This is a genomic window from Janthinobacterium sp. TB1-E2, from assembly GCF_036885605.1.
GTDB classification, from domain to species: Bacteria; Pseudomonadota; Gammaproteobacteria; order Burkholderiales; family Burkholderiaceae_D; genus Janthinobacterium; species Janthinobacterium aestuarii.
This window is the reverse complement of the sequence record NZ_CP142523.1, coordinates 4819860-4842512: the sequence shown is the minus strand read 5'-3', so window position 1 is coordinate 4842512 and position 22653 is coordinate 4819860. Positions and strand designations below refer to the sequence as shown.

The following is a 22653-nucleotide window of genomic DNA, read 5'->3' as shown; positions in this document are numbered from 1 at the left end:
TAGGGTAGATTGCGGTATTAGTTGCATGGATCGGATGAATCAAGGGAGTATCACCGCATGGACCGTATCACCGCCGCACAAGTATTCGTCGCCATCGCCGAGCGGGGCAGCATGGTGGCTGCCAGCGAGACGCTCGATATGTCGCGCGCCATGGTGACGCGCTATCTGGCCGAGATGGAAGAGTGGGCGGGGGCGCGCCTGTTGCATCGCACCACGCGCCGTCTGAGCCTGACGGATGCGGGCGAGACCACCTTGGCGCGCTGCCGGCAGATGCTGGAAGTGGCCGGCGCCATGGCCGTCACCTCGCCCGAGGGTCTCGATACGCCGCACGGTTTGCTGCGCATCACCTGCTCGCAATCGCTGGCGCAGACGGCGCTCGCTGGCGCAGTAACCGCTTACCTGCGACGCTACCCGCGCGCCGCCGTCGACCTGCAGATGGAGAACCGCGCCGTCAACCTGGTGGAGCAGCGCATCGACCTGGCGATCCGCATCACGAACGCGCTCGAGCCGAACCTGATTGCGCGCCAGCTGGCCAGCTGCGCCTCGGTGGTGTGCGCCGCACCATCGTACCTCGCAGCGCACGGCACGCCGCGCCGGGCGCAAGACCTGGCCCTGCACAACTGCCTGACGTACACGTATTTCGGCAAGAGCCTGTGGCAATTTACGCATGACGGGGAAGCGCTCACTGTCCCCGTCAGCGGCCGCCTGTCGGCGAATGAGTCGCTGGTCCTGCTGGTGGCCACGGTGGCGGGGGCGGGCATCGCCTTGCAGCCGCGCTTTTCGGCCGCACCGCTGATCGCCAGCGGGCAACTGGTGGAGCTGCTGCCCGCGTACCAGCCGCAGGACATGGGCATCTACGGCGTCTACACCTCGCGCCAGCACATGTCGCCCCTGCTGCGCACCATGCTCGACTTCCTGGTGCAATGGTTTGCCGGCGATGCCGAGTGGCTGGCCGCCATCGCGGCGCCGCCTTCGCCGGGCAGACCAGTTGGCCGCAAGCGGCACGCCGGCAGGGCCGCCGATGTGCCGTAAGCACAACAGTGACAGGCTTGCAAGCCCGGGAAAATCAACAACACAGCTTACATTTGCTTGCCAAATAAAATTCAACTTGCCGTTGTTGCGTTACAATACCGCGTGCTATTCTAAATGACGGTATGCAGAATGCTGGTGCAATAAAAAAGCCCTTCCCCACAACTTGATGTGCAATCCGCTAACCGGTCAGGCCGTGTCGCGGAAGGTTAGATTAACCCGCTAATTCCTCGCGAAGCGCGAAGAAAGGTGAGCAATATATGCAGCAATTAACGACCAACTCCTACCTGTTCGGTGGGAATGCTCCGTACGTGGAAGACCTGTACGAGGCATATTTGAACAACCCAGGCTCGGTCCCCGATAACTGGCGTTCCTACTTCGACGCAATGCAGCACGTGCCTGCCGTCGATGGCACCAACAAGCCTGACGTGGCGCATGCCTCCGTCGTCGCCTCGTTCGCCGAGCGCGCAAAAGCAGGTCCGATCCGTACAGTGACCGCTTCCTTCGATGTTGAAATGGGCCGCAAGCGCGTCGCCGCCACGCAGCTGATCGCCGCTTACCGCTACCTCGGTTCCCACTGGGCCAACCTGGATCCGCTGCAACGCCAGGAACGTCCGATGATCCCTGAGCTTGAGCCGAGCTTCTACGGTTTCACCGACGCTGACATGGACACCGTGTTCAACATCAGCAATACCTATTTTGGCCCCGAGACCGCCACCCTGCGCGATCTGCTCAACTATCTGCGCGATACCTATACGCGTTCGATCGGCGCCGAATTCATGTACATCTCCGACCCGGCCGAAAAGCGCTGGCTGCAAGAGAAACTGGAATCGATCCGCTCGACCCCGAATTTCACCCCAGAGAAAAAAATTCACATCCTCGACCGCCTGACTGCGGCTGAAGGCCTGGAACGCTATCTGCACACCCGCTACGTGGGCCAGAAGCGCTTCTCCCTGGAAGGCGGCGAAACCTTCATCGCCTCGATGGATGAAACCATCCAGCGCGCCGGCGAAAAAGGCGTGCAGGAAATCGTCATCGGCATGGCCCACCGCGGCCGCCTGAACGTGCTGGTCAACACCCTGGGCAAAGCGCCGCAGGAACTGTTCGAAGAATTCGAAGGCAAGCATGGCGACGACCTGCCTGCCGGCGACGTGAAGTACCATCAAGGCTTCTCGTCGGACATCTCCACCGCAGGCGGCCCGGTCCACCTGTCGCTGGCGTTCAACCCGTCGCACCTGGAAATCGTCAACCCTGTGGTCGAAGGTTCCGTCAAGGCCCGCATGGATCGCCGCGGCGACGCGCAGGGCGCGCAAGTGCTGCCTATCCTGGTGCACGGCGATGCCGCTTTCGCCGGCCAGGGCGTGGTCATGGAAACGCTGAATCTGGCGCAAACCCGCGGCTACCATACCGGCGGCACGGTGCATATCGTGATCAACAACCAGATCGGTTTCACCACCTCGGATCCGCGCGATGCCCGCTCGACCCTGTACTGCTCGGACGTCGTCAAGATGATCGAAGCACCGGTCCTGCACATCAACGCCGATGATCCGGAAGCCGTGGTGCTGGCGACGCAGATCGCGCTCGACTACCGCATGGAATTCAAGAAGGACATCGTCCTCGACATCATCTGCTACCGCAAGCTTGGCCACAACGAGCAAGATACGCCGGCACTGACGCAGCCACTGATGTACAAGAAGATCGGCCAGCATCCAGGCACCCGCAAGCTGTACGCGGACAAGCTGGTAGCGCAAGGCGTGATCCCTGCCGATGGCGGCGACAAGATGGTGGCCGCATTCCGCGACGCCATGGACGCCGGCAAGCATACCGTCGACCCAGTCATCTCGAACTTCAAGAACAAGTACGCCGTCGACTGGCTGCCGTTCCTGAACAAGAAATGGACCGATTCGGCCGACACCGCCGTGCCGATGACGGAACTGAAACGCCTGGCCACCCGCATCACCACCGTGCCGGAAGACTTCAAGGTCCACTCGCTGGTTGAAAAAGTACTGGGCGACCGTGGCACCATGGGCCGTGGCGAAATGAACCTGGACTGGGGCATGGGCGAACACCTGGCCTACGCTTCGCTGGTATCGTCCGGCTATGCCATCCGCCTGACCGGACAGGATGCCGGCCGCGGCACCTTCGTGCACCGCCACGCCGTGCTGCATGACCAGAACCGCGAGCGTTGGGATGCAGGTACCTACATTCCGCTGCAAAACGTGTCGGACAACCAGGCGCCGTTTACCGTCATCGACTCGGTGCTGTCCGAAGAAGCCGTACTGGCCTTCGAATACGGCTACTCGACCGCTGAACCGAACACGCTGACGATCTGGGAAGCCCAGTTCGGCGACTTCGCCAACGGCGCGCAAGTGGTGATCGACCAATTCATCAGCTCCGGCGAAGTGAAGTGGGGCCGCGCTTCGGGCCTGGTCATGATGCTGCCGCACGGTTACGAAGGCCAGGGTCCTGAGCACTCGTCCGCACGTCCTGAACGTTTCCTGCAGCTGTGCGCAGACAACAACATGCAAGTGGTGCAGCCGACGACGGCTTCGCAGATCTTCCATTTGCTGCGCCGCCAGATGGTGCGCCAGTTCCGCAAGCCGCTGGTCATCCTGACGCCGAAGTCGCTGTTGCGCAACAAGGATGCCGGTTCGCCGCTGACCGACCTGGCCAAGGGCGGTTTCCAGACCGTCATCGGCGAAGTCGACGACAAAATCGACGCCAAGAAAGTCAAGCGCGTGGTCGCCTGCTCGGGTAAGGTCTATTACGACCTGGTCAACGCACGCAAGACCCGCGGCCAGACCGACACGGCCATCGTGCGGCTGGAACAGCTGTATCCGTTCCCGCACAAGTCGTTCGCTGCTGAACTGAAGAAGTTCCCGAACCTGGTCGAAGTCGTCTGGGCACAGGACGAGCCGCAAAACCAGGGCGCCTGGTTCCAGATCCAGCACAACATCTTCGAAGGCCTGGAATCGGGTCAGCGTCTGGCCTACGCCGGCCGTCCTGCTTCGGCGTCGCCTGCTGTCGGTTACTATGACAAGCACTACGCCCAGCAAAAAGATCTGCTGGAAACGGCATTCTCGAAGCTGAAGGGTTTTATCCTGACCAAGTAAGTGGCAGGATAAGGGGCGCCATGCGATTGCATGGCGCCTGCTTGCATACATCATGACGGAGCGCCGTCCTTGCTACGCAGGGGCGGCGCCGCAATAACAAAATAAACGGAGTTTTACATGGCACAAATCGAAGTCAAAGTTCCCCAGTTGTCGGAATCGGTTGCAGAAGCGACCCTGCTGGCATGGCACAAGAAAGTCGGCGAAGCAGTTGCGCGCGACGAAAACATGATCGATATCGAAACCGATAAAGTCGTGCTGGAACTGCCGGCGCCAGCCGCTGGCGTGATCGTTCAAATCATCAAGGCTGACGGCGCTACCGTCGTCGCCGGCGAAGTCATCGCCATCATCGACACCGACGGCTCGGCCAAGGTCAGCCCGATGGAAGTGTCGGCCGTGCCTGCGCCAGCCCTGGCCGCCGCCGCGCAAGACGCTTCGAGCGCGTCCGCTCCAGCCGCTGCGACCAAAGGCGATGTCGCCATGCCTGCCGCTGCCAAGATCCTGTCCGAAAAAGGCCTGTCCGCTGGCGACGTCGCCGGTTCGGGCAAAGACGGCCGCGTGACCAAGGGCGACGCCCTGGCCGCTTCCGCCAAGCCAGCTGTCGCGCCGCTGGCGCCAGCCGCTGCCAAGCCAGCGCTGCAACAAGTTGCCACGCCGTCGGCCGCCAACCTGGGCGACCGTCCTGAAGAGCGCGTGCCGATGAGCCGCCTGCGCGCACGTATCGCCGAGCGCCTGCTGCAATCGCAATCGACGAACGCCATCCTGACCACGTTCAATGAAGTGAACATGCAGCCGGTCATCGACCTGCGCAACAAGTACAAGGACAAGTTCGAGAAAGAGCACGGCGTCAAGCTGGGCTTCATGTCGTTCTTCGTCAAGGCCGCCGTCGCCGCCCTGAAAAAGTACCCGATCATCAATGCCTCCGTTGACGGCAATGACATCGTCTACCACGGCTACTTCGACATCGGTATCGCTGTCGGTTCGCCACGCGGCCTGGTCGTGCCTATCATCCGCAACGCGGACCAGCTGTCGATCGCCGACATCGAGAAAAAAATCGGTGAATTCGGCGCGAAAGCCAAGGAAGGCAAGCTGACCCTGGACGACCTGACGGGCGGCACGTTCTCGATCTCGAACGGCGGTACCTTCGGCTCCATGCTGTCGACCCCGATCATCAACCCGCCACAATCGGCCATCCTGGGCGTGCATGCGACCAAGGACCGCGCTGTCGTCGAAAACGGTCAGATCGTGGTACGTCCGATGAACTACCTGGCCATGTCCTACGACCACCGCATCATCGACGGCCGCGAAGCCGTCCTGGGCCTGGTGGCGATGAAAGAAGCGCTGGAAGATCCTGCACGCCTGCTGCTGGACCTGTAAGCACTGTAGTCCCCCGGCGTAGCCGCCGGGGCAATGTAGCTGATACCCCTTGCCAGAAGACGCAGCTGGCTGATCTCAATGAAAGAGGATTCCTATGAACATCTCTGAAGAAATCAAGCGTCTGCACGAGTTGCACCTGGCGGGCGCCCTGAGCGACGCGGAATTCGCGCAAGCGAAAGCCAAGCTCCTGAGCAATATCAACCTGGACAAGCCGGGCAGCACGTCCGGCGCCGGCGCCGATGCGGCCGCCGGTCCGGCGAACGACCTGGTGCAGGAATTCAACCGCCTGCGCCGTTCGCGCAACGACCGCTGGCTCGGCGGCGTCTGCGGCGGCCTGGGACGCGCTTCCGGCATGGAAGCGTGGATCTGGCGCCTCGTCTTCGTCCTGTTTACATTGACCTTCGGCTTCGGCGTGGTGATTTACCTTCTATTGTGGATTTTCGTACCAGACGAAGAGATTGGAATAACAAAACATGAGTACTAAACAATTTGACGTAGTTGTCATCGGTGCGGGCCCTGGCGGCTACATCGCCGCCATCCGCGCAGCGCAGCTGGGCTTTTCCGTCGCTTGCGTCGACGAGTGGTCGAACGCCAAGGGCGGCGCCGCTCCTGGCGGTACCTGCACCAACGTCGGCTGCATCCCGTCGAAAGCGCTGCTGCAATCGTCCGAGCATTTCGAACACGCGGGCCACAGCTTCGCCGAGCACGGCATCGACGTCGCCGGCCTGAAGCTGAACCTGGGCCAGATGCTCAAGCGCAAGGACACCGTCGTCAAGCAAAACAACGACGGCATCCTGTACCTGTTCAAGAAGAACAAGATCGCCTTCTTCCATGGCCGCGCCGCTTTCGCTGCCGCCGCCGCTGGCACGTATGACATCAGCGTGACGGGCGAAGCCAACGAAACCCTGACGGCCAAGCACGTGGTCATCGCCACGGGTTCGAACGCGCGCGAACTGCCGGGTGCACCATTCGACGAGAAACTGATCCTGTCGAACACGGGCGCACTGGCCATCGACGCCGTACCAGCCAAGCTGGGCGTCATCGGTGCCGGCGTGATCGGTCTGGAAATGGGCAGCGTCTGGCGCCGCCTGGGTTCGGACGTCACCGTACTGGAAGGCCTGCCGGTCTTCCTGGGCGCCGTCGACGAGCAGATCGCCAAGGAAGCGTCGAAGCTGTTCACCAAGCAAGGCTTGAAGATCAACCTCGGTTGCAAGATCGGTGCGATCACGCCAGGCAAGAAAGACGTCACCGTGGAATTCGTGGACGCCAAGGGTGAAGCGCAAAAAGCCGTGTTCGACAAGCTGATCATCTCGATCGGCCGTACGCCGAACACCAACGGCCTGGGCGCTGACAAAGTCGGCCTGCAGCTGGACGAGCGCGGCTTCATCGCCGTCGACGGCGACTGCAAGACCAACCTGCCGAACGTCTGGGCGGTGGGCGACGTCGTGCGCGGCCCGATGCTGGCGCACAAGGCGGAAGAAGAAGGCGTCGCTGTGGCCGAGCGTATCGCCGGCCAGCATGGCCACACCAACTTCAACACGATTCCGTGGGTCATCTACACCTCGCCGGAAATCGCGTGGGTCGGCAAGACCGAGCAAACCCTGAAGGCCGAAGGCATCGCCTACAAGGCCGGCACCTTCCCGTTCATGGCCAACGGCCGTGCGCGCGCGCTGGGCGACACCTCGGGCATGGTGAAATTCCTGGCCGATGCGACCACCGATGAAATCCTCGGCGTGCACATTGTCGGCCCGATGGCGTCCGAACTGATTTCCGAAGCCGTCGTGGCGATGGAATTCAAGGCCTCGGCCGAAGACATCGCGCGCATCTGCCACGCCCACCCATCCCTGTCGGAAGCGACCAAGGAAGCGGCATTGGCTGTTGACAAGCGTACGTTGAACTTTTAATTGTAGTTAGTCCTGCAGGGGCGCTCGCGGATTTTTTCCGCCGGCGCCCTTGTGCGTTAAAGCGAATCCCATGAACGTAGAAGAGTTTTACCAGCACGCGCTGCAGAAGCGTGATTTCAAGGCCGATGCCGCCCAGCGGCGCGCGGTCGACCGCCTGCAGCTGTGCTATGACGAGTGGGTGGCCTACAAGGGCCAGCGCTCGAGCACCTTCAAGCGCCTGCTGAACCGTCCTGCCGTGCCGAAAGGCGTGTATATGTGGGGCGGGGTGGGGCGCGGTAAATCGTTCCTGATGGACAGTTTTTACTCGGTCGTGCCCCTCGTGCGCAAGACGCGTTTGCACTTCCACGAATTCATGCGCGGCGTGCACCAGCAGCTCGATGAATTGAAAGGCGTGGCCGACCCGCTCGACGAGGTGGCCAAGCGCATCGCCAAGAAATACCGCCTCATCTGTTTCGATGAATTCCACGTTTCCGACATCGCCGACGCGATGATCCTGTACAACCTGCTGTCGGCCCTGTTCGCCAATGGCGTGTCCTTCATCATGACGTCGAATTACGATCCGGACCTGCTGTATCCGGACGGCCTGCACCGCGACCGCATGCTGCCGACCATCGCGCTGCTCAAGGACAAGCTCGACGTGATGAACGTCGACGCCGGCGTCGATTACCGCGGCCGCGCGCTGGAACAGGTGGAAAGCTACTATACCCCGCTGGGCGCGGAGACCGACAAGGCCCTGCGCGACGCCTACACGCGCATCGCCGAGACGGCCGACGAAGACGCGCGCATCCGCATCGAGAGCCGCGAAATCCATTGCCTGCGCCGCGCCGGCGGCATCATCTGGTTCGATTTCGCCACCTTGTGCGGCGGCCCCCGTTCGCAAAATGATTACCTGGAAATCGCCAGCCGCTTCCATACGGTGATATTGTCCGGCATACCGGCCATGTCGGCGGCGCAGTCGTCCGAGGCGCGCCGCTTCACGTGGTTGATCGACGTGTTTTATGACCAGAAGGTCAAGCTGATCATGTCGGCCGAAGTGCCGCCGGATGAGCTGTACACGAACGGCATGCTGGCCAACGAGTTTCACCGCACCGTTTCGCGTATCATCGAGATGCAATCGCGCGAATACATGGAAAAAGAACAGCGCGGCGCGGCCGACGCGATCGTTTGAGGCAGGGATAATGAACATGATGGCAAATACACTATATAAACTGGGTGCGGCGCTGGGCCTGGTCCTGGCGTTGTCCGCCTGCGCGCACCAGGGCGCCGCGGCATTGGATGAGGTCGGTGCACCGCAGGTGCCCGCGACCCTGTCCGTGGAAGAAGCGGACGCCAAACTGAAGCAGTCGGCCAGCGAGCGCGAAGCGGCGGAAAACGAGTTTGCCGCGCGCGAACTCGCGTGCTACGACAAGTTTTTCGTGAATAACTGCCTGGACAAGGCCAAGGAAAAGCGCCGCCTGATCCTCGTGCGCCTGCGCGCCGTCGATGCGGAAGCGAACTATTTCAAGCGGGCCGAATCCGTGCGCCTGCGCGATATCGACCTGGCCAGGACGCAGGAAAGTGCGCGCCTCGACGCCGAGCAGCGAGCCGCCGCCGTGCCCAAGCCCGTGAAAGTGGTTACGCCCGAGCCGGCGCCGCCCAAGCCGCAAGGCAAGAGCCTTGCCGAACGCGAGGCCGAGCAAGCGGCGAAGGTGGCGAAACAGGCTGCCGACGATGCGGCCGAAGCACCGCGCCGCGCGGCCCGTGAAGCCGCCTATGCGAAAAAACAGGCGGATGCCGTGGAGCGCCAGAAACGGGTGGCGCAACGCCTGGCCGAGCGCCAGGCCGAAGCGCAGGCCAAGGCTGCCAAGGCGGCGGCCGCCGCTGCCAGCGCGCCGGCCGTTGTGCCTGTGCCGCCGGCCAATTAAGACTGCCGTGCAAGGGTGCGCCGGAAATGGCGTGCCCTAAGGCGCGCGGCAGGTTAAACTACGCACCATGGCTGCCTGCGCGCGCCGGTTTCCCAACATTGTTACTAACACTGCCTGGAACGCAACACATGAGCGATGCACAGCAAATAGAGCGGCGCCTGATTGAACTCAACGTGGAACACCGCGACCTCGATGCCGTCATCGAGTTGCTGATACTCGATGGCCACCATGACGAGCTGCAGCTGCGCCGCCTGAAAAAGCGCAAATTGCAATTGAAGGATCACATCACCTTGCTGAAAATGCAGTTGGTGCCCGACGTTCCCGCCTGAGGGGCGCCAGTAGCGTCCAGTCCAGCCTTCACCTAAGTATATTTTGACCGATCACAATTCATTGCCAGTAAGCCCAGATGGCCAGCCGGCCGATCTGCAAGCCAGTCTGCCAGCCGAACCGCAGGCGGCGCCTGGCAAGCACGATGCCGACATCGAGCGCCTGTTTGGCGCCGGCGGCCCGCTCGGTCCCGCCGTGGGCAGCTACAAGCCGCGCCGTTCGCAAACGGAAATGGCGAAAGCCATCGCCAGCGCCATCGACAGCCAGACGACCCTGATCGCCGAGGCGGGCACGGGCACCGGCAAAACCTTCGCTTATCTGGTGCCGGCCCTGATGTGGGGCGGCAAGACCATCGTATCCACGGGCACGAAGAACTTGCAGGATCAATTGTTCCTGCGCGATATCCCCACCGTGCGCGCCGCGCTGCAGGCGCCCGTTTCCGTTGCCTTGCTCAAGGGCCGCTCGAACTACGTCTGCCACTATCATTTGGAACGCACGCTGCAGAACGGCCGCATGACGTCGCGCGACGACGTGGGCCATCTGCGCGAAATCTCGCGCTTCATCAAGATGACCAGTTCCGGCGACAAGGCCGAGCTGGCCAAGGTGCCGGAAAACGCCATGATCTGGAACCTGGTGACGTCCACGCGCGATACCTGCATGGGCGCCGAGTGCCAGTACTACCAGGATTGCTTCGTGATGAAGGCCCGCAAGGAAGCCCAGCAGGCTGACGTGGTGGTGGTCAACCATCATTTGTTCTTTGCCGACGTGGCCCTGAAGGACACGGGCGTGGCGGAATTGCTGCCGTCGGCCAATACCATCATCTTCGATGAGGCGCACCAGCTGCCCGATACGGCCACTTTGTTCTTTGGCAATACGGTGTCGACCTCGCAAATCCTCGAACTGTGCCGCGACGTGCTGGCCGAAGGCCTCGCGCACGCCCGTGGCATCGACTGGGCCAAGACCGTCACGGTGGTGGAAAAGGCGGCGCGCGACCTGCGTCTGACCTTCCCGCAAGACATCGTGCGCATGTCCCTGCCGCAGATCGCCCCGTCGAGCGACTTTTTCCCCGCGCTCGACACCCTCAAGGATGAGCTCGATGGCATGGTGGCCGTGCTGGAAACCCAGGCGGAACGGGCGGAAACGCTGGAGCAGTGCAGAGTGCGCGGCGTCGAGCTGGCGCAGCAGCTGAGCGGCTGGAAGTTCGATCCGAAGGCCAAGGTAGCGGCCGGCGAGGAAGCCGTGTTCTGGGTGGAAGCGTTTTCCAGCTCCCTGCAGTTGCATAAAACGCCATTGTCGATCGCGCCGATCTTCAACAACCAGCGCGAAGGCACGCCGCGCAGCTGGATTTTCACGTCCGCCACCCTGGCCGTGAAAAACGATTTCAAGCATTTTTCCGAACAGATGGGCTTGACGGGCGAGCCGTCGCATACGTGGCCGTCGCCGTTCGACTATGGCCAGCAGGGCTTGCTGTTCGTGCCGCAAAACCTGCCGCAACCGAACTCGCTCGGCTACACGGACGCCGTCATCGACTGCGCCTTGCCCATCATCGAGGCGGCGGGCGGGCGCACCTTCTTCCTGTGCACCACCTTGCGCGCCGTCAAGCGGGCCGCCGAGCGCCTGGCCGACGAATTCCGGCAGCGGGGCCTGAACTTCCCCCTGTTCGTGCAGGGAGAAAAGGGCCGCACGGAATTGCTCGACCAGTTCCGCGCGGCCGGCAATGGCGTGCTGATCGGTAGCCAGAGCTTCTGGGAAGGCGTCGACGTGCGCGGCGATGCGCTGTCCCTCGTCATCATCGACAAGCTGCCGTTCGCACCGCCCGACGACCCCGTGCTGGCCGCGCGCATCGAAGTGATGGAAAAGCAGGGCAAGAACGGTTTCATGCACCACTCGCTGCCGGAAGCGATCATCAACCTGAAGCAGGGCGCGGGCCGCCTGATCCGCGACGAAGGCGACCGGGGCGTACTGATGATTTGCGATCCGCGTCTCATTTCCAAGCCGTATGGCAAGCGCATCTGGCAAAGCTTGCCGCCGTTCAAGCGCACGCGCGATACCGCCGAAGTGGTGGAGTTCTTCCGCAACCTGCCCGCCAAGGGCGCTTAAGCCCCGCTTGCCGGCGCCATCCGCGCGCCGGCTTATTTCCCTTTATTATCAAGCGAGTAGCGCTTTTTCACACGGCGCCCGCTTGCGCGCCTGGTATGCCAGAAAGCGGCGCGATCACGCCAGTTTCTGGCATTGTGACGCATGTCCAGGACGCCAGACACATCTTTGCGCCAGCGCAAAAGGGTTGTTGCTGAGCGGTCTACAGTGAGCCCATGCCTTACAGGGGCAAGGCGCGGCGATGGCAGGGCCGCACTGGGAACAGGGGGATGCCATGGAGATCCGCTACGGCTGTTTCTTGAGTTATGCACACGGCCAATATGCGTTCATGAACAAGTTCAAGAATGACCTCATCGAGGCGCTGGCGTGCTATCTGGAGCCGCACCTGGACCGCGAGGAGGTCCTGTTCATCGACAGCGAGCAGCTGGGCGGCGGCGACGATATCGACTTGCGCGTGGCGCGCGCCATGTGCCAGAGCGTCTGCATGATCGTGCTGTACACGCCCAAATATGAAGCGCACGGCTATACGCGGCGCGAATTTGCCGCCATGCAGCTGATCGAACAGGAGCGGCGCGCCTGGTATGAACTGCCCAGCCACCTGATCATTCCCATCATCATGACGCGCCATCCGGACGGCTTGCCGCCGCAAATCACCGAGTCGGGCCTGTACGTCGATTTTTCCGGCTATACGCTGGCCAGCGGCGACCTGAAGTCAAACCCTCAATATCTGCCCGACATCGAACGCATCGTGCAGCGCATCGCCACGCATTACCACTTGCTCAAGCGGTCAACACCGCCCGGCCACGATTGCAGCCGTTTCGTGTTGCCCGATATTCCACCGGAATGGCGCGCCATTCCGCCTCCCCACTTTCCACGTTAATCACGTAAAAGGTCCTGTCATGGAATGCCAACGCCTCTCCCTGCCGCCTTTGAGCGCCCCTGGCGAAGTCGTCACTTTCTATTCCTACAAGGGCGGTACCGGCCGCACCATGGCCCTGTCGAATATCGCCGTCCTGCTGGCGCGCCGTGAAAACGCCAGCGTGCCCGTGCTGATGCTGGACTGGGACATGGAAGCGCCGGGCTTGCACCATTATTTCGAGCAGCACGAAGAGCGGCCGGGCGTGCTCGAGTTCTTCGAAGCGTGCCGCCAGCAGCTCGAACGCATCAGCCTGGAAACGGCGGGCGGGCGCGCCGGCGGGCAGGGCACAGGACGCGAAGACGCGGCGCTGGCCCAGCGCGTGCTCGACGCCATCGACTGGCAGCAGTACGTGGTGCGTGTCGACCAGGGCAGCCCGCTGTACCTGATGCGCGCGGGACGCTTCGACGCCAGCTACAGCGAGCGCCTGGCGCAGATGCGCTGGGATCAATTGTTCGACACGTGCCCGGCCCTGTTCCGCTGCTTCGCCGATACCCTGGCCCAGCATTTCCGCTATGTGCTCGTCGATTCGCGCACGGGCCGCACGGACAGCGCCGGCATCTGCACCACCTTGCTGCCGAAAAAGCTCGTGGTGGTCTTCACGCCGAACCGGCAAAGCCTGGAAGGCGTCGACGCGCTCGTCACCCGGGCCATCGAGTACCGCCGCAGCCATGAAGACGAACAGCGCCCGCTGCTCGTGTATCCCTTGCCCTCGCGCATAGAAATGGGCGATGGCGCGCAGCGCGCCGAGTGGCGCCGCGGCGACGCGCACAAGGGCATCGCCGGTTTCCAGCCCATGTTCGAGCGCCTGCTGCGCACTTCCTATGGTTTGCCGCAGATCGCCCTCGACAGCTATTTCGACGAAGTCCAGCTGCAGCAGACGAAAACCTTTGCCTATGGCGAGCAGCTGGCCGTGCGCATCGACCAGGGCGGCGACCGCTTTTCCCTCACGCGCACCTTCGAAGCCTTTTTGCAGTGGCTGACGGGTGGCTACTTCCCCTGGCAGTCGAGCCGTGAAATCGCCTTGCTGGGCGCCATCAGCGAAGCGCGCCAGGCCTTGCTGGCCGAGCCGGGCCGCGCCGTGGCCTTGCCGCTGGCGCGCGACCTGGCCCGTTTGGGCGAGCTGTACCGCAAGGATGGGCGCAGCGCCCAGGCGCTCGACGCCTTCCGCCAGAGCGTCGAGATCCGCGTGCGCCTGCTCGGTGAGGAGCATCCCGACAGCCTGGCATGCAAGAGCGGCATGGCGCGCCTGCTGCGCCAGCTGGGCAAGTTCGATGAAGCCCGCTTCCTGGAAGAAGACGTGCTCGACGTGCGCGAGCGCGTGCTGGGCAGCGAACATCCCGACACCCTGGCCGCCCGGGCCTGCCTGGCGCAAACCCTGTTGCTGCAGGGCGAACTGGCGGCGGCGCTGCTGCTGCAGGATACGGTGCTGGCCACCTATGCGCGCCAGCTGGGCGGCGAGCATCCGCTGACCCTCGATGCGATGGATGGCCGCGCCGCCACCTTGCTGCGCATGGGCCGGCTGGCGCAGGCGCAGCAAGTGCTGGGCACGGTGGTGGCGGCGCGCGAGCGCCTGTTTGGCGCCGAACATGGCGATACCTTGCGCAGCAAGCTGGCCCTGGCGCAGGCGCTGGGGCGCGAAGGCGACCTGGAGGGTGCGCGGCGCCTGCTCGCCGCCGTGCTGCAGGTACAGGAGCGGCGCCTGGGCAGCGACCATGCGGCCACCTTGTCCACGCGCGACTTGCTGGCCGACGTCGTGGCCGGGCAGGGCGACTGGGCCGGCGCGCGCCAACTGCACGAAGACCAGGTGGCGGCGCGCGAGCGCACGCGCGGGCTCGACCATCCGGAAACCCTGATGAGCCAGCGCAAGCTGGCCGAGGCGCTGCTGCGGCGCGGTGAACTCGATGCGGCGCGCAGTGTGCAGGAGCAGGTGCTGGAAGTGCATGCGCGCCTGCTGGGCGAAGACCACCTCGACACCTTGCACAGCAAGACGCAATTGGCCGGCACCCTGCAGCAGCAGGGCGACAGCGAGGCGGCGCGCCTGCTCGAAGACGCCGTGCTCAGCGGTAGCGACCGGCTGTTGAACGCCCCCGTCACCGGGCATGCGGACAGCGTGCTCGACGGCGCGCGGCATTTGCAGGAAACCATCCTGGCCGGCCGCGCCAACGGCCACGAAGGGGCCGAGCCGGACACCCTGGCCAGCATGATCTCGATGTTGCAAGGCATGATCGAGCGGGAACAGTATGCGCAGGCGGGCGAACTGGCCGAACATTTGAAGTCTTGCCTGCTGCGCCCAGGCGTGCCAGGCAAGCTGCGCCGGCGCGGCATGGCGCAGCTGAAAAGGATGTACAAGTTGCAAGGAGACCTGAATGCCTTGCTGGCCTTGCAGGAAGATGAAGTGCAGGCGCTGGAAGGGGCGTTGTCGGAAGCGCGCATCGAGCAGCGCTGACCTGGGTGCGCCATCTTCGCGCGGCGGCACAAAAAATGCTGCCTATCGGCGTGCGGCATGCGCAGTGTGGGCATTGCTTCAGGTAAAATCTCGTTATGAGAATTCTTATCAGTAACGACGACGGTTACCTGGCGCCCGGCCTGGCGGCATTGGCCGACGCGCTCGCACCCATCGCCGACATCGTCGTGGTGGCGCCCGACAGCAACCGTTCGGGCGCGTCCAATTCGCTGTCCCTGGACCGGCCCTTGTCCGTGCACAAGGCCGCCAACGGCTTTTACTTTGTCAACGGCACGCCCACCGACTGCGTGCACGTGGCGCTGACGGGCATGCTCATCGAGCGCCCCGACCTGGTGGTCTCCGGCATCAACAACGGCCCCAACATGGGCGACGACACCCTGTACTCGGGCACCGTCGCGGCCGCCACGGAAGGCTATCTGTTCGGCATTCCCGCCATCGCCTTTTCCCAGTCGCAGTTCGGCTGGGCCAATCTGGACGCGGCCGCCCGCGTGGCCAGGGAAATCGTCGAGCGCCAGTTTGACGCCCTGCAAAAACCGTATCTGCTGAACGTGAACATCCCGGCCATCCCTTACGAGCAATTGCAAGGCGTGGTGGCCACGCGCCTGGGCAAGCGCCATTCGGCCGAGCCCGTCATCCGCGCGCTCGACCCGCGTGGCCGTGAAATCTTCTGGATCGGCCCGGCCGGCGCGGCCAAGGAAGGCGGTCCGGGCACGGACTTCCATGCCGTTGAACATGGAAAAGTATCGATCACGCCGCTGCAGATCGACCTGACCCATACCACCCAACTCGATGCGCTGGCAAAAGGCCTGGCATGACCGCTCACTATGACTGACAAGCCGCGTACCTTCCCCCTTTCCCTCGATTCGCTGGCCGGCAAGCCCGCCAGGCAGGGCGGGGGGCAGTCGCTGGCCCAGTCCCGGATCGCCACGCCGCAGACGGCCACGCAGAATGCGGCGCAGAACGCGGCGCGCGGCGTGGCGCAGCCGTATGGCGCGCATGCGGCCATCGCGCCGTCGCGCGCGCAAGCGATCGCCAATGAGCGGGCGCAGCCGGCCGTCGTGTCGCCGCCGCGGCAAAACCCGCTCGTCTCGGAAGCCGTGCGCCGGGCCATGGTGGCCCGCGTGGCGAAGCAGGGCGTCAAGGACCAGGTCGTGCTCGACGCGCTGCAAGCCGTGCCGCGCCACATGTTCATGGACGAGGCGCTGGCGTCGCAGGCGTATATCGACGCCTCCTTGCCCATCGGCCACCACCAGACCATTTCGCAGCCGTACATCGTGGCGCGCATGATCGAAGTGATGCGCCAGGGCGGCAAGCTGCAGCGCGTGCTGGAAATCGGCACCGGTTGCGGCTACCAGGCGGCGGTGCTGTCGCTGGTGGCGAAGGAGGTGTATTCGATCGAGCGCATCCGGCCTCTGCACGAGCTGGCGAAGGCCAATCTACGCCCGCTGCGCGTGTCGAATCTGCGCTTGCAGTACGGAGATGGTATGCTTGGCCTGCCGCAGGCGGCGCCCTTCGACGGGATCATCCTTGCCGCAGCCGGCCTGGAAGTCCCGCAAGCCCTGCTGGAACAGCTGGCGCCCGGCGGGCGTCTGGTTGCGCCGGTGGGGGCTAAATTGCAACACTTACAACTCATTACCCGGGTGGGGAAAATGGAATGGACCAGCCAGACCCTAGAAGATTGCCATTTCGTGCCTTTGCGCCCGGGCACCATATGATCCCCGGATCAGCTAGCAAGCAGGACATACAATTACATGCGAATGATTAAGAAAAGTAACATACTTCTATGTAGCATCACCTTGGCCGCGCTGTTGAGCGGTTGCGGCACGACGGGCGTCCAGGCGCCCGTCGTGGAGCGCCACCCATCGAGCAGCAGCGCCGCCGCCAGCGATCCGCGCGACCGCGACCCGGCCTATTACACGGTCAAGCGCGGCGACACCCTGTTGCGCATCGCCCTCGAGCACGGGCAGAATTACCGCGACCTGGTGACCTGGAACGACTTGAGCAACCCGAACGACATCAAGGTCGACCAGGTGCTGCGCGTGCTGCCGCCAACTGGCGACACGGGCGGCGCGCAAACGTCGGCCATCGTCATGCCGCCGTCGACGGAAATCAAGCCGGCCGCGCCTGTCGTGCCGAAGAAAACGGGTCCGCGCGGCGAGAAGCGCGCCTATTCCGACGCCACCCTGGCCGAGCTGCGCGCCGATGGCGGCACCAGCGACGCCAAACCGGCGCCAGCGCCGGCGGCAACCGTCGCCGCTGCACCGGCTTCCGCCGCCGCGGCAGCCCCTGCCGCATCGGCGCCTGGCGAAGACAAGATCAGCTGGATGTGGCCTTCCGAAGGCAAGGTCATCGGCACTTTCGACGAAGGCAAGAACAAGGGCGTCGATATCGCCGGCAAGGCGGGCCAGCAAGTGGTGGCCGCCGGCGCGGGAAAAGTCATGTATGCCGGGAGCGGAATCCGTGGTTATGGTAATCTTGTCATCGTGAAGCACAGTAATAGTTTATTGTCGGCGTATGCGCATAACCGCAGCATCCTGGTGAAGGAAGGGCAGAACGTCAACAAAGGCCAGGCCATCGCTGAAATGGGCGATTCCGATGCCGACCGCGTGAAGCTGCACTTTGAAATCCGCCAGCAGGGCAAGCCCGTCGACCCTTCGAAATTCCTGCCTAACCGTTAGGTAAAGCAATGACACACGCGCCGCACGATCAGCTGGAAGATGACCCGGAACTGCCGGAAGACGGGGCAGACGAAGTCGTGACGGACGATATCGGCGAGCTCGACGGCATTGACGCCGTCGACGCGGGCGAGGGCGGCGAGGTGGCCAGCGTCAGCGTGGTGGTCGAAAGTGTCGATGAATTGAAAAAAGTGCTGGCGGCCGAGCTGTCGACCGATACCACGCAGCACTATCTGAACCAGATCGGCACGCGGCCCCTGCTGACGGCGCCGCAAGAGGTGCATTACGCCACCCTTGCCAAGCAGGGCAATTTCGAAGCCCGGCAAACCATGATCGAGCACAACCTGCGCCTCGTCGTGTCGATCGCCAAGCATTACATCAACCGCGGCGTGGTCTTGCTCGACATGATCGAGGAGGGCAACATCGGCCTGATGCGCGCCATCGACAAGTTCGAGCCCGAACGCGGTTTCCGTTTCTCTACCTACGCCACCTGGTGGATACGCCAGAGCATCGAGCGCGCCATCATGAACCAGGCGCGCACGGTGCGCCTGCCCGTGCACATGGTGCGCGAACTGAACCAGATCCTGCGTGGCAAATACCACCTGGAAGCCCAGCACCACGACGGCAAGGATGCCACCGCGGAAGACATCGCCCATCTGGTGGGCCGTCCCGTGGAGGAGGTGCAGGATATCCTGGCCCTGTCCGAGCACGCCACCTCGCTCGACGCGCCGCTCGACAACGACCCGCAGTCGTCGCTGATGGACATGCTGCCCGGCGCCAGCGAAGACAGCCCCGACGCGCGCGCGGAACACCATGAAATGACGGTGCTGGTGCGCGACTGGCTGACCAAGCTGCCCGACAAGCAGCGCGTCGTCATCATGCGCCGTTTCGGCCTCGACAACGACGATCCGGCCACCCTGGAAACCCTGGCCGAGGAGATGGGCGTGACGCGCGAGCGCGTGCGCCAGATCCAGCAGGAAGCCTTGATCAAGCTCAAACGGGCAATGGCCGCACGCGGCGTCGTGCGCGACTCATTATTGTAGGACGCCCGGTCCCGGTATTTCCGGGGCCGCATCTGCTATCATACGCCCCGCTCGCGGCGCCTGACCTTTCCCCCATTCTTTCAAGTTCCAGCGCGGCCTTGCGTCCTGGCCCACTCTTACCTATTGATCGCTATGCAAGAAAATATCATCGAAATCAAATCGCTCGACATGGACGCCCGTGGCGTTGGCCATATTGAGAACGAAGACGGCTCGCCGGGCAAGGTTGTGTTTGTCGAAGGCGCATTGCCGGGCGAGCGCGTGAGCTTTGTGACGTTCAAGAAAAAGAAGAACTGGGAAATGGCCCGCATGACGGCGCTGCACCGCGAATCGGCTATGCGCGTGACGCCCAAGTGCAAGCATTTCGACAATTGCGGCGGCTGCTCGATGCAGCATCTGGAACCGTCGGCGCAGGTGGCGATCAAGCAGCGCGTGCTGGAAGACAATCTGTGGCATATCGGCAAGGTGCGTCCGCAAAGCATCATGCGCCCCATGTATGGCCCGACGTGGGGCTACCGCTACCGCGCGCGCCTGTCCGTGCGCCACGTCAAGAAGAAAGACGCTGTGCTGGTGGGTTTCCATGAAAAGAAATCGGCGTTTGTCGCCGACATGGATAGCTGCGAAATCCTGCCGCCGCATATCTCGGCCATGCTGCTGCCCCTGCGTGGATTGATTGCTTCGCTGTCCATCTTCGATCAGATGCCGCAGATCGAGCTGGCCGTGGGCGAAGACGTGACCGCCATGGTCTTGCGCATCATGGCGCCGTTGACGGCGGATGACGAAACGAAATTGAAGGCCTTTGCCGACGAGTATGGCGTGCAATGGTGGTTGCAGGTGAAAGGCCCGGAAACGGCCGTGCCGTTCTACCCGCTCGACAAGCAATTGCATTACCTGCTGCCGGAATTCGGCGTCAAGATGCCGTTCAAGCCCGTCGATTTCACGCAGGTGAACCACCACATCAACCGCGTACTGGTATCGAAAGCACTGCGCCTGCTGGAAGTGCAGCCGACGGACCGCGTGGCCGACCTGTTCTGTGGTCTGGGCAATTTCACCTTGCCGCTGGCCACGCAAGGCAGCGAAGTGGTCGGCATCGAAGGCAGCACCACCCTGACGGAGCGGGCGCTGGAAAACGCGCTGGCCAATGGCCTGGCGGAAAAAACCTCGTTCTCGACGCGTAACCTGTTCGAAGTGACGACGGACGATCTGATCGCGCTGGGCAAGTTCGACCGCATCCTCGTCGACCCGCCGCGCGACGGCGCCATGGCCCTGTGCCAGGCGCTGGTCGGCCTGTCGCAAGTGCGTCCCGATCTGATGCCGAAACGCATCGTCTACGTCTCGTGCAGCCCGTCGACCCTGGCGCGCGACGCCGGCATCCTGGCGCTGGAAGCCGGTTATGTGCTGAGCAAGGCGGGCGTGGTCAACATGTTCCCGCATACCTCGCATGTCGAATCGATGGCTGTATTTGATTTGCCTCAGTAAGTCTGTCTGATACGGCGGGTGGCCAGGCAGGCACCCGCCGTTGCCGCATTCAGCGGCGCAGCAAGCTGTCGCAATACCACTTACACCGTGTTATAAAACTGGTCTGTCTTTTCCCGTTCCAGCGTCTTTTTTCATCCTCCCTCTGCCGTTTTTTCATTGTCCAGTAGGACAACACGCCGTTTGCACCCTCCGCTGCGCTTTCTGTTCGAAGTGGTATTGCTCACTTTGATGCCACTTCAAAACCACTTGACCGCCTATTTTTTCAGCAGCATGCTGTTCTTGCAACTGCAAAAAAACAAGATCACAGGGTAGTTATTTACGAGGCAGAGTGGCATTTCTGCAAACCTGAACAGGAGACAACGTGGAAAATTTAATACTCAAAAAAACAATCAGGAACATGATGGTATGTCTGGCCAGCGGCGGCGTGCTGGCGGCATGCGGTGGCGGTGGCGGTGACGCCGGCGCGCCGGCTGGTTCGCAATTGCTGGCGGCCAGCACGGTCGTCGCTTGCGTGCCGTGGCAGGAGGGCGGCACCTACAACGCGGGCACGGTGGTCACGTATCTGGGGGCCAACTACACGGCCCTGGTGACGCAGACCGATCATGTGGGCTCGGGCTGGAATCCCGTCTCCACGCCGAGCCTGTGGAGCGCCGGCGGCACCTGCGACGGCGGCACCACGCCGACCCCGACGCCGACTCCCACCCCGACACCGGAGCCAACGCCGACCCCAACGCCTACGCCGACCCCGACGCCAACCGGCGGCACCTGCGCACTGGCGTGGGCGGCCGGCACGGCTTACAGTGCGGGCGCCACTGTCAGCTATGCTGGCACGAATTACCGCGCCAATTACTGGACGCAGGGCGACAACCCGTCGACCAGCAGCGGCGGCGCCGGCACGGGCAAGCCATGGACCAGCCAGGAGATCTGCAGCACCACGCCGACCCCGACTCCGACGCCTACTCCAACACCGACTCCAACTCCAACACCGACTCCAACACCGACTCCAACACCGACTCCAACGCCGACACCTACTCCAACGCCAACGCCAACGGGCCGCGAAGTCGGTTCCTATTTCGCGCAGTGGGGCGTGTATGGCCGCGACTATGAAGTGGCGAACGTGCACACGAGCGGCGTAGCCGACAAGCTAACCTTCATCAACTACGCCTTCGGCAATATCTACCCGAAAAACGGTGGCTATGAATGCGGCATGATCACCAAGGCCGAGCCGGGCGCGACAAATCCGAATTCGCCCGATGCGGGCACGGGCGGCGATGCCGAGGCCGACTACATCCGCACGCCGAAGCGCACCGTCGATGGCCAGGTCATTCCATGGGACGCTCCATTGTCGGGCAACTTCCTGCAGCTGAAAAAGCTGAAGGCGGCGCATCCGAACCTGAAGCTGTTCATCTCGCTGGGCGGCTGGAGCTGGTCGAAGAACTTCTCCGTCGGTTCGGCCACGGATGCGCTGCGCAAGCAGATGGTGCGTTCCTGCATCGATATCTACATCAAGGGCAACCTGCCGGTGCAGGGCGGTCGCGGCGGCGTGGGCGCGGCGGCCAACATCTTTGACGGCATCGACATCGACTGGGAATATCCGGTCGGCGGTGGCCAGCCGTACAACACGGTCAGCCCGAACGACAAGCGCAATTTCACCTTGCTGATGGCGGAATTCCGCAGCCAGCTCGATGCGCTCGGTGCCGCCAACGGCAAGCGCTACCTGTTGACGGCGGCAGTCGGCGCCGGCAAGGACAAGATCGACAACACGGAACCGGCCCTGTACTCGCAGTACATGGATTGGATCAACCTGATGACCTACGACTTCCACGGCGGCTGGGAAACGAGCACCAACTTCAACGCCCAGCTGTTTGCCGACCCTGCCGACCCGTCGACGGGCATGGCGCGCGAATACGTGGGCGACAAGGCGGTGCAGTACATGATTGCCGCCGGCGTGCCGCGCGACAAACTGCTGCTGGGCATACCGTTCTATGGCCGCGGCTGGACGGGCGTGGCGCCAGGGCCGAACGGCGATGGCCTGTACCAGGCGGCCACGGGCACGGCGCCGGGCACGTACGAGTCGGGCATCGAGGACTATAAAATCCTCGTCGCCAAGGCCGGTACGCGCTACTACCATCCCGTGACCAAGCAGCTGTACCTGTACACGGGTGCGGGTGGCCAGTGGTGGAGCTATGACGATCCGACCGTCATTGGCACCAAGGTGAAATATGTGAAGGACCAGGGCTTGCGCGGCGCGTTCTCGTGGGAACTCGATGGCGACGCGAATGGCGTGCTGGCGACCGAGGTGTGGAAAGTGCGGTAACACTGGAGTAG

General features: G+C 63.1%; 17 protein-coding genes. All 17 read left to right on the top strand.

All coding sequences use genetic code 11. The features are described 5' to 3' along the window. Positions 1-57: 57 nt before the first annotated feature. The 17 genes from OPV09_RS21830 to OPV09_RS21750 all read left to right on the top strand — a co-directional run bounded on the left by OPV09_RS21830 (position 58) and on the right by OPV09_RS21750 (position 22642). Positions 58-1032 carry a LysR family transcriptional regulator gene (locus tag OPV09_RS21830; RefSeq protein ID WP_072452583.1) on the top strand — a complete coding sequence of 325 codons (975 nt, stop codon included), beginning with the start codon at positions 58-60 and terminating at the stop codon, positions 1030-1032. A gap of 257 nt (positions 1033-1289) precedes the next feature. Next, a complete protein-coding gene (locus OPV09_RS21825; protein ID WP_128142393.1) occupies positions 1290-4142 on the top strand; it encodes a 2-oxoglutarate dehydrogenase E1 component in 2853 nt (950 codons plus the stop codon). 117 nt (positions 4143-4259) lie between these two features. After that, positions 4260-5516: a 2-oxoglutarate dehydrogenase complex dihydrolipoyllysine-residue succinyltransferase gene (gene odhB / locus OPV09_RS21820; protein WP_070301537.1), complete on the top strand. Its 1257-nt coding sequence runs from the start codon at positions 4260-4262 to the stop codon at positions 5514-5516. A gap of 94 nt (positions 5517-5610) precedes the next feature. Continuing rightward, the gene (locus OPV09_RS21815; RefSeq protein WP_034752060.1) at positions 5611-6000 is read left to right on the top strand and encodes a PspC domain-containing protein; all 390 of its coding nucleotides are present in this window, start codon (positions 5611-5613) and stop codon (positions 5998-6000) included. Continuing rightward, the gene (gene lpdA, locus OPV09_RS21810) at positions 5990-7420 is read left to right on the top strand and encodes a dihydrolipoyl dehydrogenase (RefSeq protein ID WP_034752057.1); all 1431 of its coding nucleotides are present in this window, start codon (positions 5990-5992) and stop codon (positions 7418-7420) included. The genes OPV09_RS21815 and lpdA overlap by 11 nt, the downstream gene beginning before the upstream one ends. Positions 7421-7490: 70 nt before the next feature. Next, positions 7491-8588 (top strand): cell division protein ZapE, encoded by a 1098-nt coding sequence (gene zapE / locus OPV09_RS21805; RefSeq protein ID WP_034752052.1) that lies wholly within the window; start codon positions 7491-7493, stop codon positions 8586-8588. A gap of 16 nt (positions 8589-8604) precedes the next feature. Beyond that, the gene (locus OPV09_RS21800; RefSeq protein ID WP_219327454.1) at positions 8605-9324 is read left to right on the top strand and encodes a hypothetical protein; all 720 of its coding nucleotides are present in this window, start codon (positions 8605-8607) and stop codon (positions 9322-9324) included. A 128-nt stretch (positions 9325-9452) separates the two neighbouring features. Then, entirely contained in the window at positions 9453-9653 is a 201-nt protein-coding gene (locus OPV09_RS21795; protein ID WP_034752051.1) for a YdcH family protein, read from the top strand. 43 nt (positions 9654-9696) lie between these two features. Beyond that, entirely contained in the window at positions 9697-11751 is a 2055-nt protein-coding gene (locus OPV09_RS21790) for an ATP-dependent DNA helicase (protein ID WP_425324004.1), read from the top strand. Between the two features lie 271 nt (positions 11752-12022). Continuing rightward, entirely contained in the window at positions 12023-12628 is a 606-nt protein-coding gene (locus tag OPV09_RS21785; protein ID WP_034752049.1) for a toll/interleukin-1 receptor domain-containing protein, read from the top strand. Between the two features lie 19 nt (positions 12629-12647). Then, complete coding sequence (locus OPV09_RS21780) at positions 12648-15113, top strand: tetratricopeptide repeat protein (protein WP_080698580.1); 2466 nt, start codon at positions 12648-12650, stop codon at positions 15111-15113. Between the two features lie 95 nt (positions 15114-15208). Then, positions 15209-15946, top strand: coding sequence for a 5'/3'-nucleotidase SurE (gene surE, locus OPV09_RS21775; protein WP_034752048.1), 738 nt, complete (start codon positions 15209-15211; stop codon positions 15944-15946). A gap of 9 nt (positions 15947-15955) precedes the next feature. Next, entirely contained in the window at positions 15956-16846 is an 891-nt protein-coding gene (locus tag OPV09_RS21770; RefSeq protein WP_219327453.1) for a protein-L-isoaspartate(D-aspartate) O-methyltransferase, read from the top strand. Between the two features lie 42 nt (positions 16847-16888). Beyond that, positions 16889-17809: a peptidoglycan DD-metalloendopeptidase family protein gene (locus tag OPV09_RS21765; protein WP_338682338.1), complete on the top strand. Its 921-nt coding sequence runs from the start codon at positions 16889-16891 to the stop codon at positions 17807-17809. Between the two features lie 8 nt (positions 17810-17817). Continuing rightward, complete coding sequence (gene rpoS, locus OPV09_RS21760; protein ID WP_034752045.1) at positions 17818-18849, top strand: RNA polymerase sigma factor RpoS; 1032 nt, start codon at positions 17818-17820, stop codon at positions 18847-18849. 132 nt (positions 18850-18981) lie between these two features. Continuing rightward, on the top strand, positions 18982-20325 hold the full coding sequence (gene rlmD / locus OPV09_RS21755; RefSeq protein ID WP_338679359.1) for a 23S rRNA (uracil(1939)-C(5))-methyltransferase RlmD: 1344 nt from the start codon (positions 18982-18984) through the stop codon (positions 20323-20325). A gap of 397 nt (positions 20326-20722) precedes the next feature. Next, positions 20723-22642, top strand: a complete 1920-nt coding sequence (locus OPV09_RS21750) for a glycosyl hydrolase family 18 protein (RefSeq protein ID WP_338679358.1) — start codon at positions 20723-20725, stop codon at positions 22640-22642. Positions 22643-22653 lie beyond the last annotated feature (11 nt).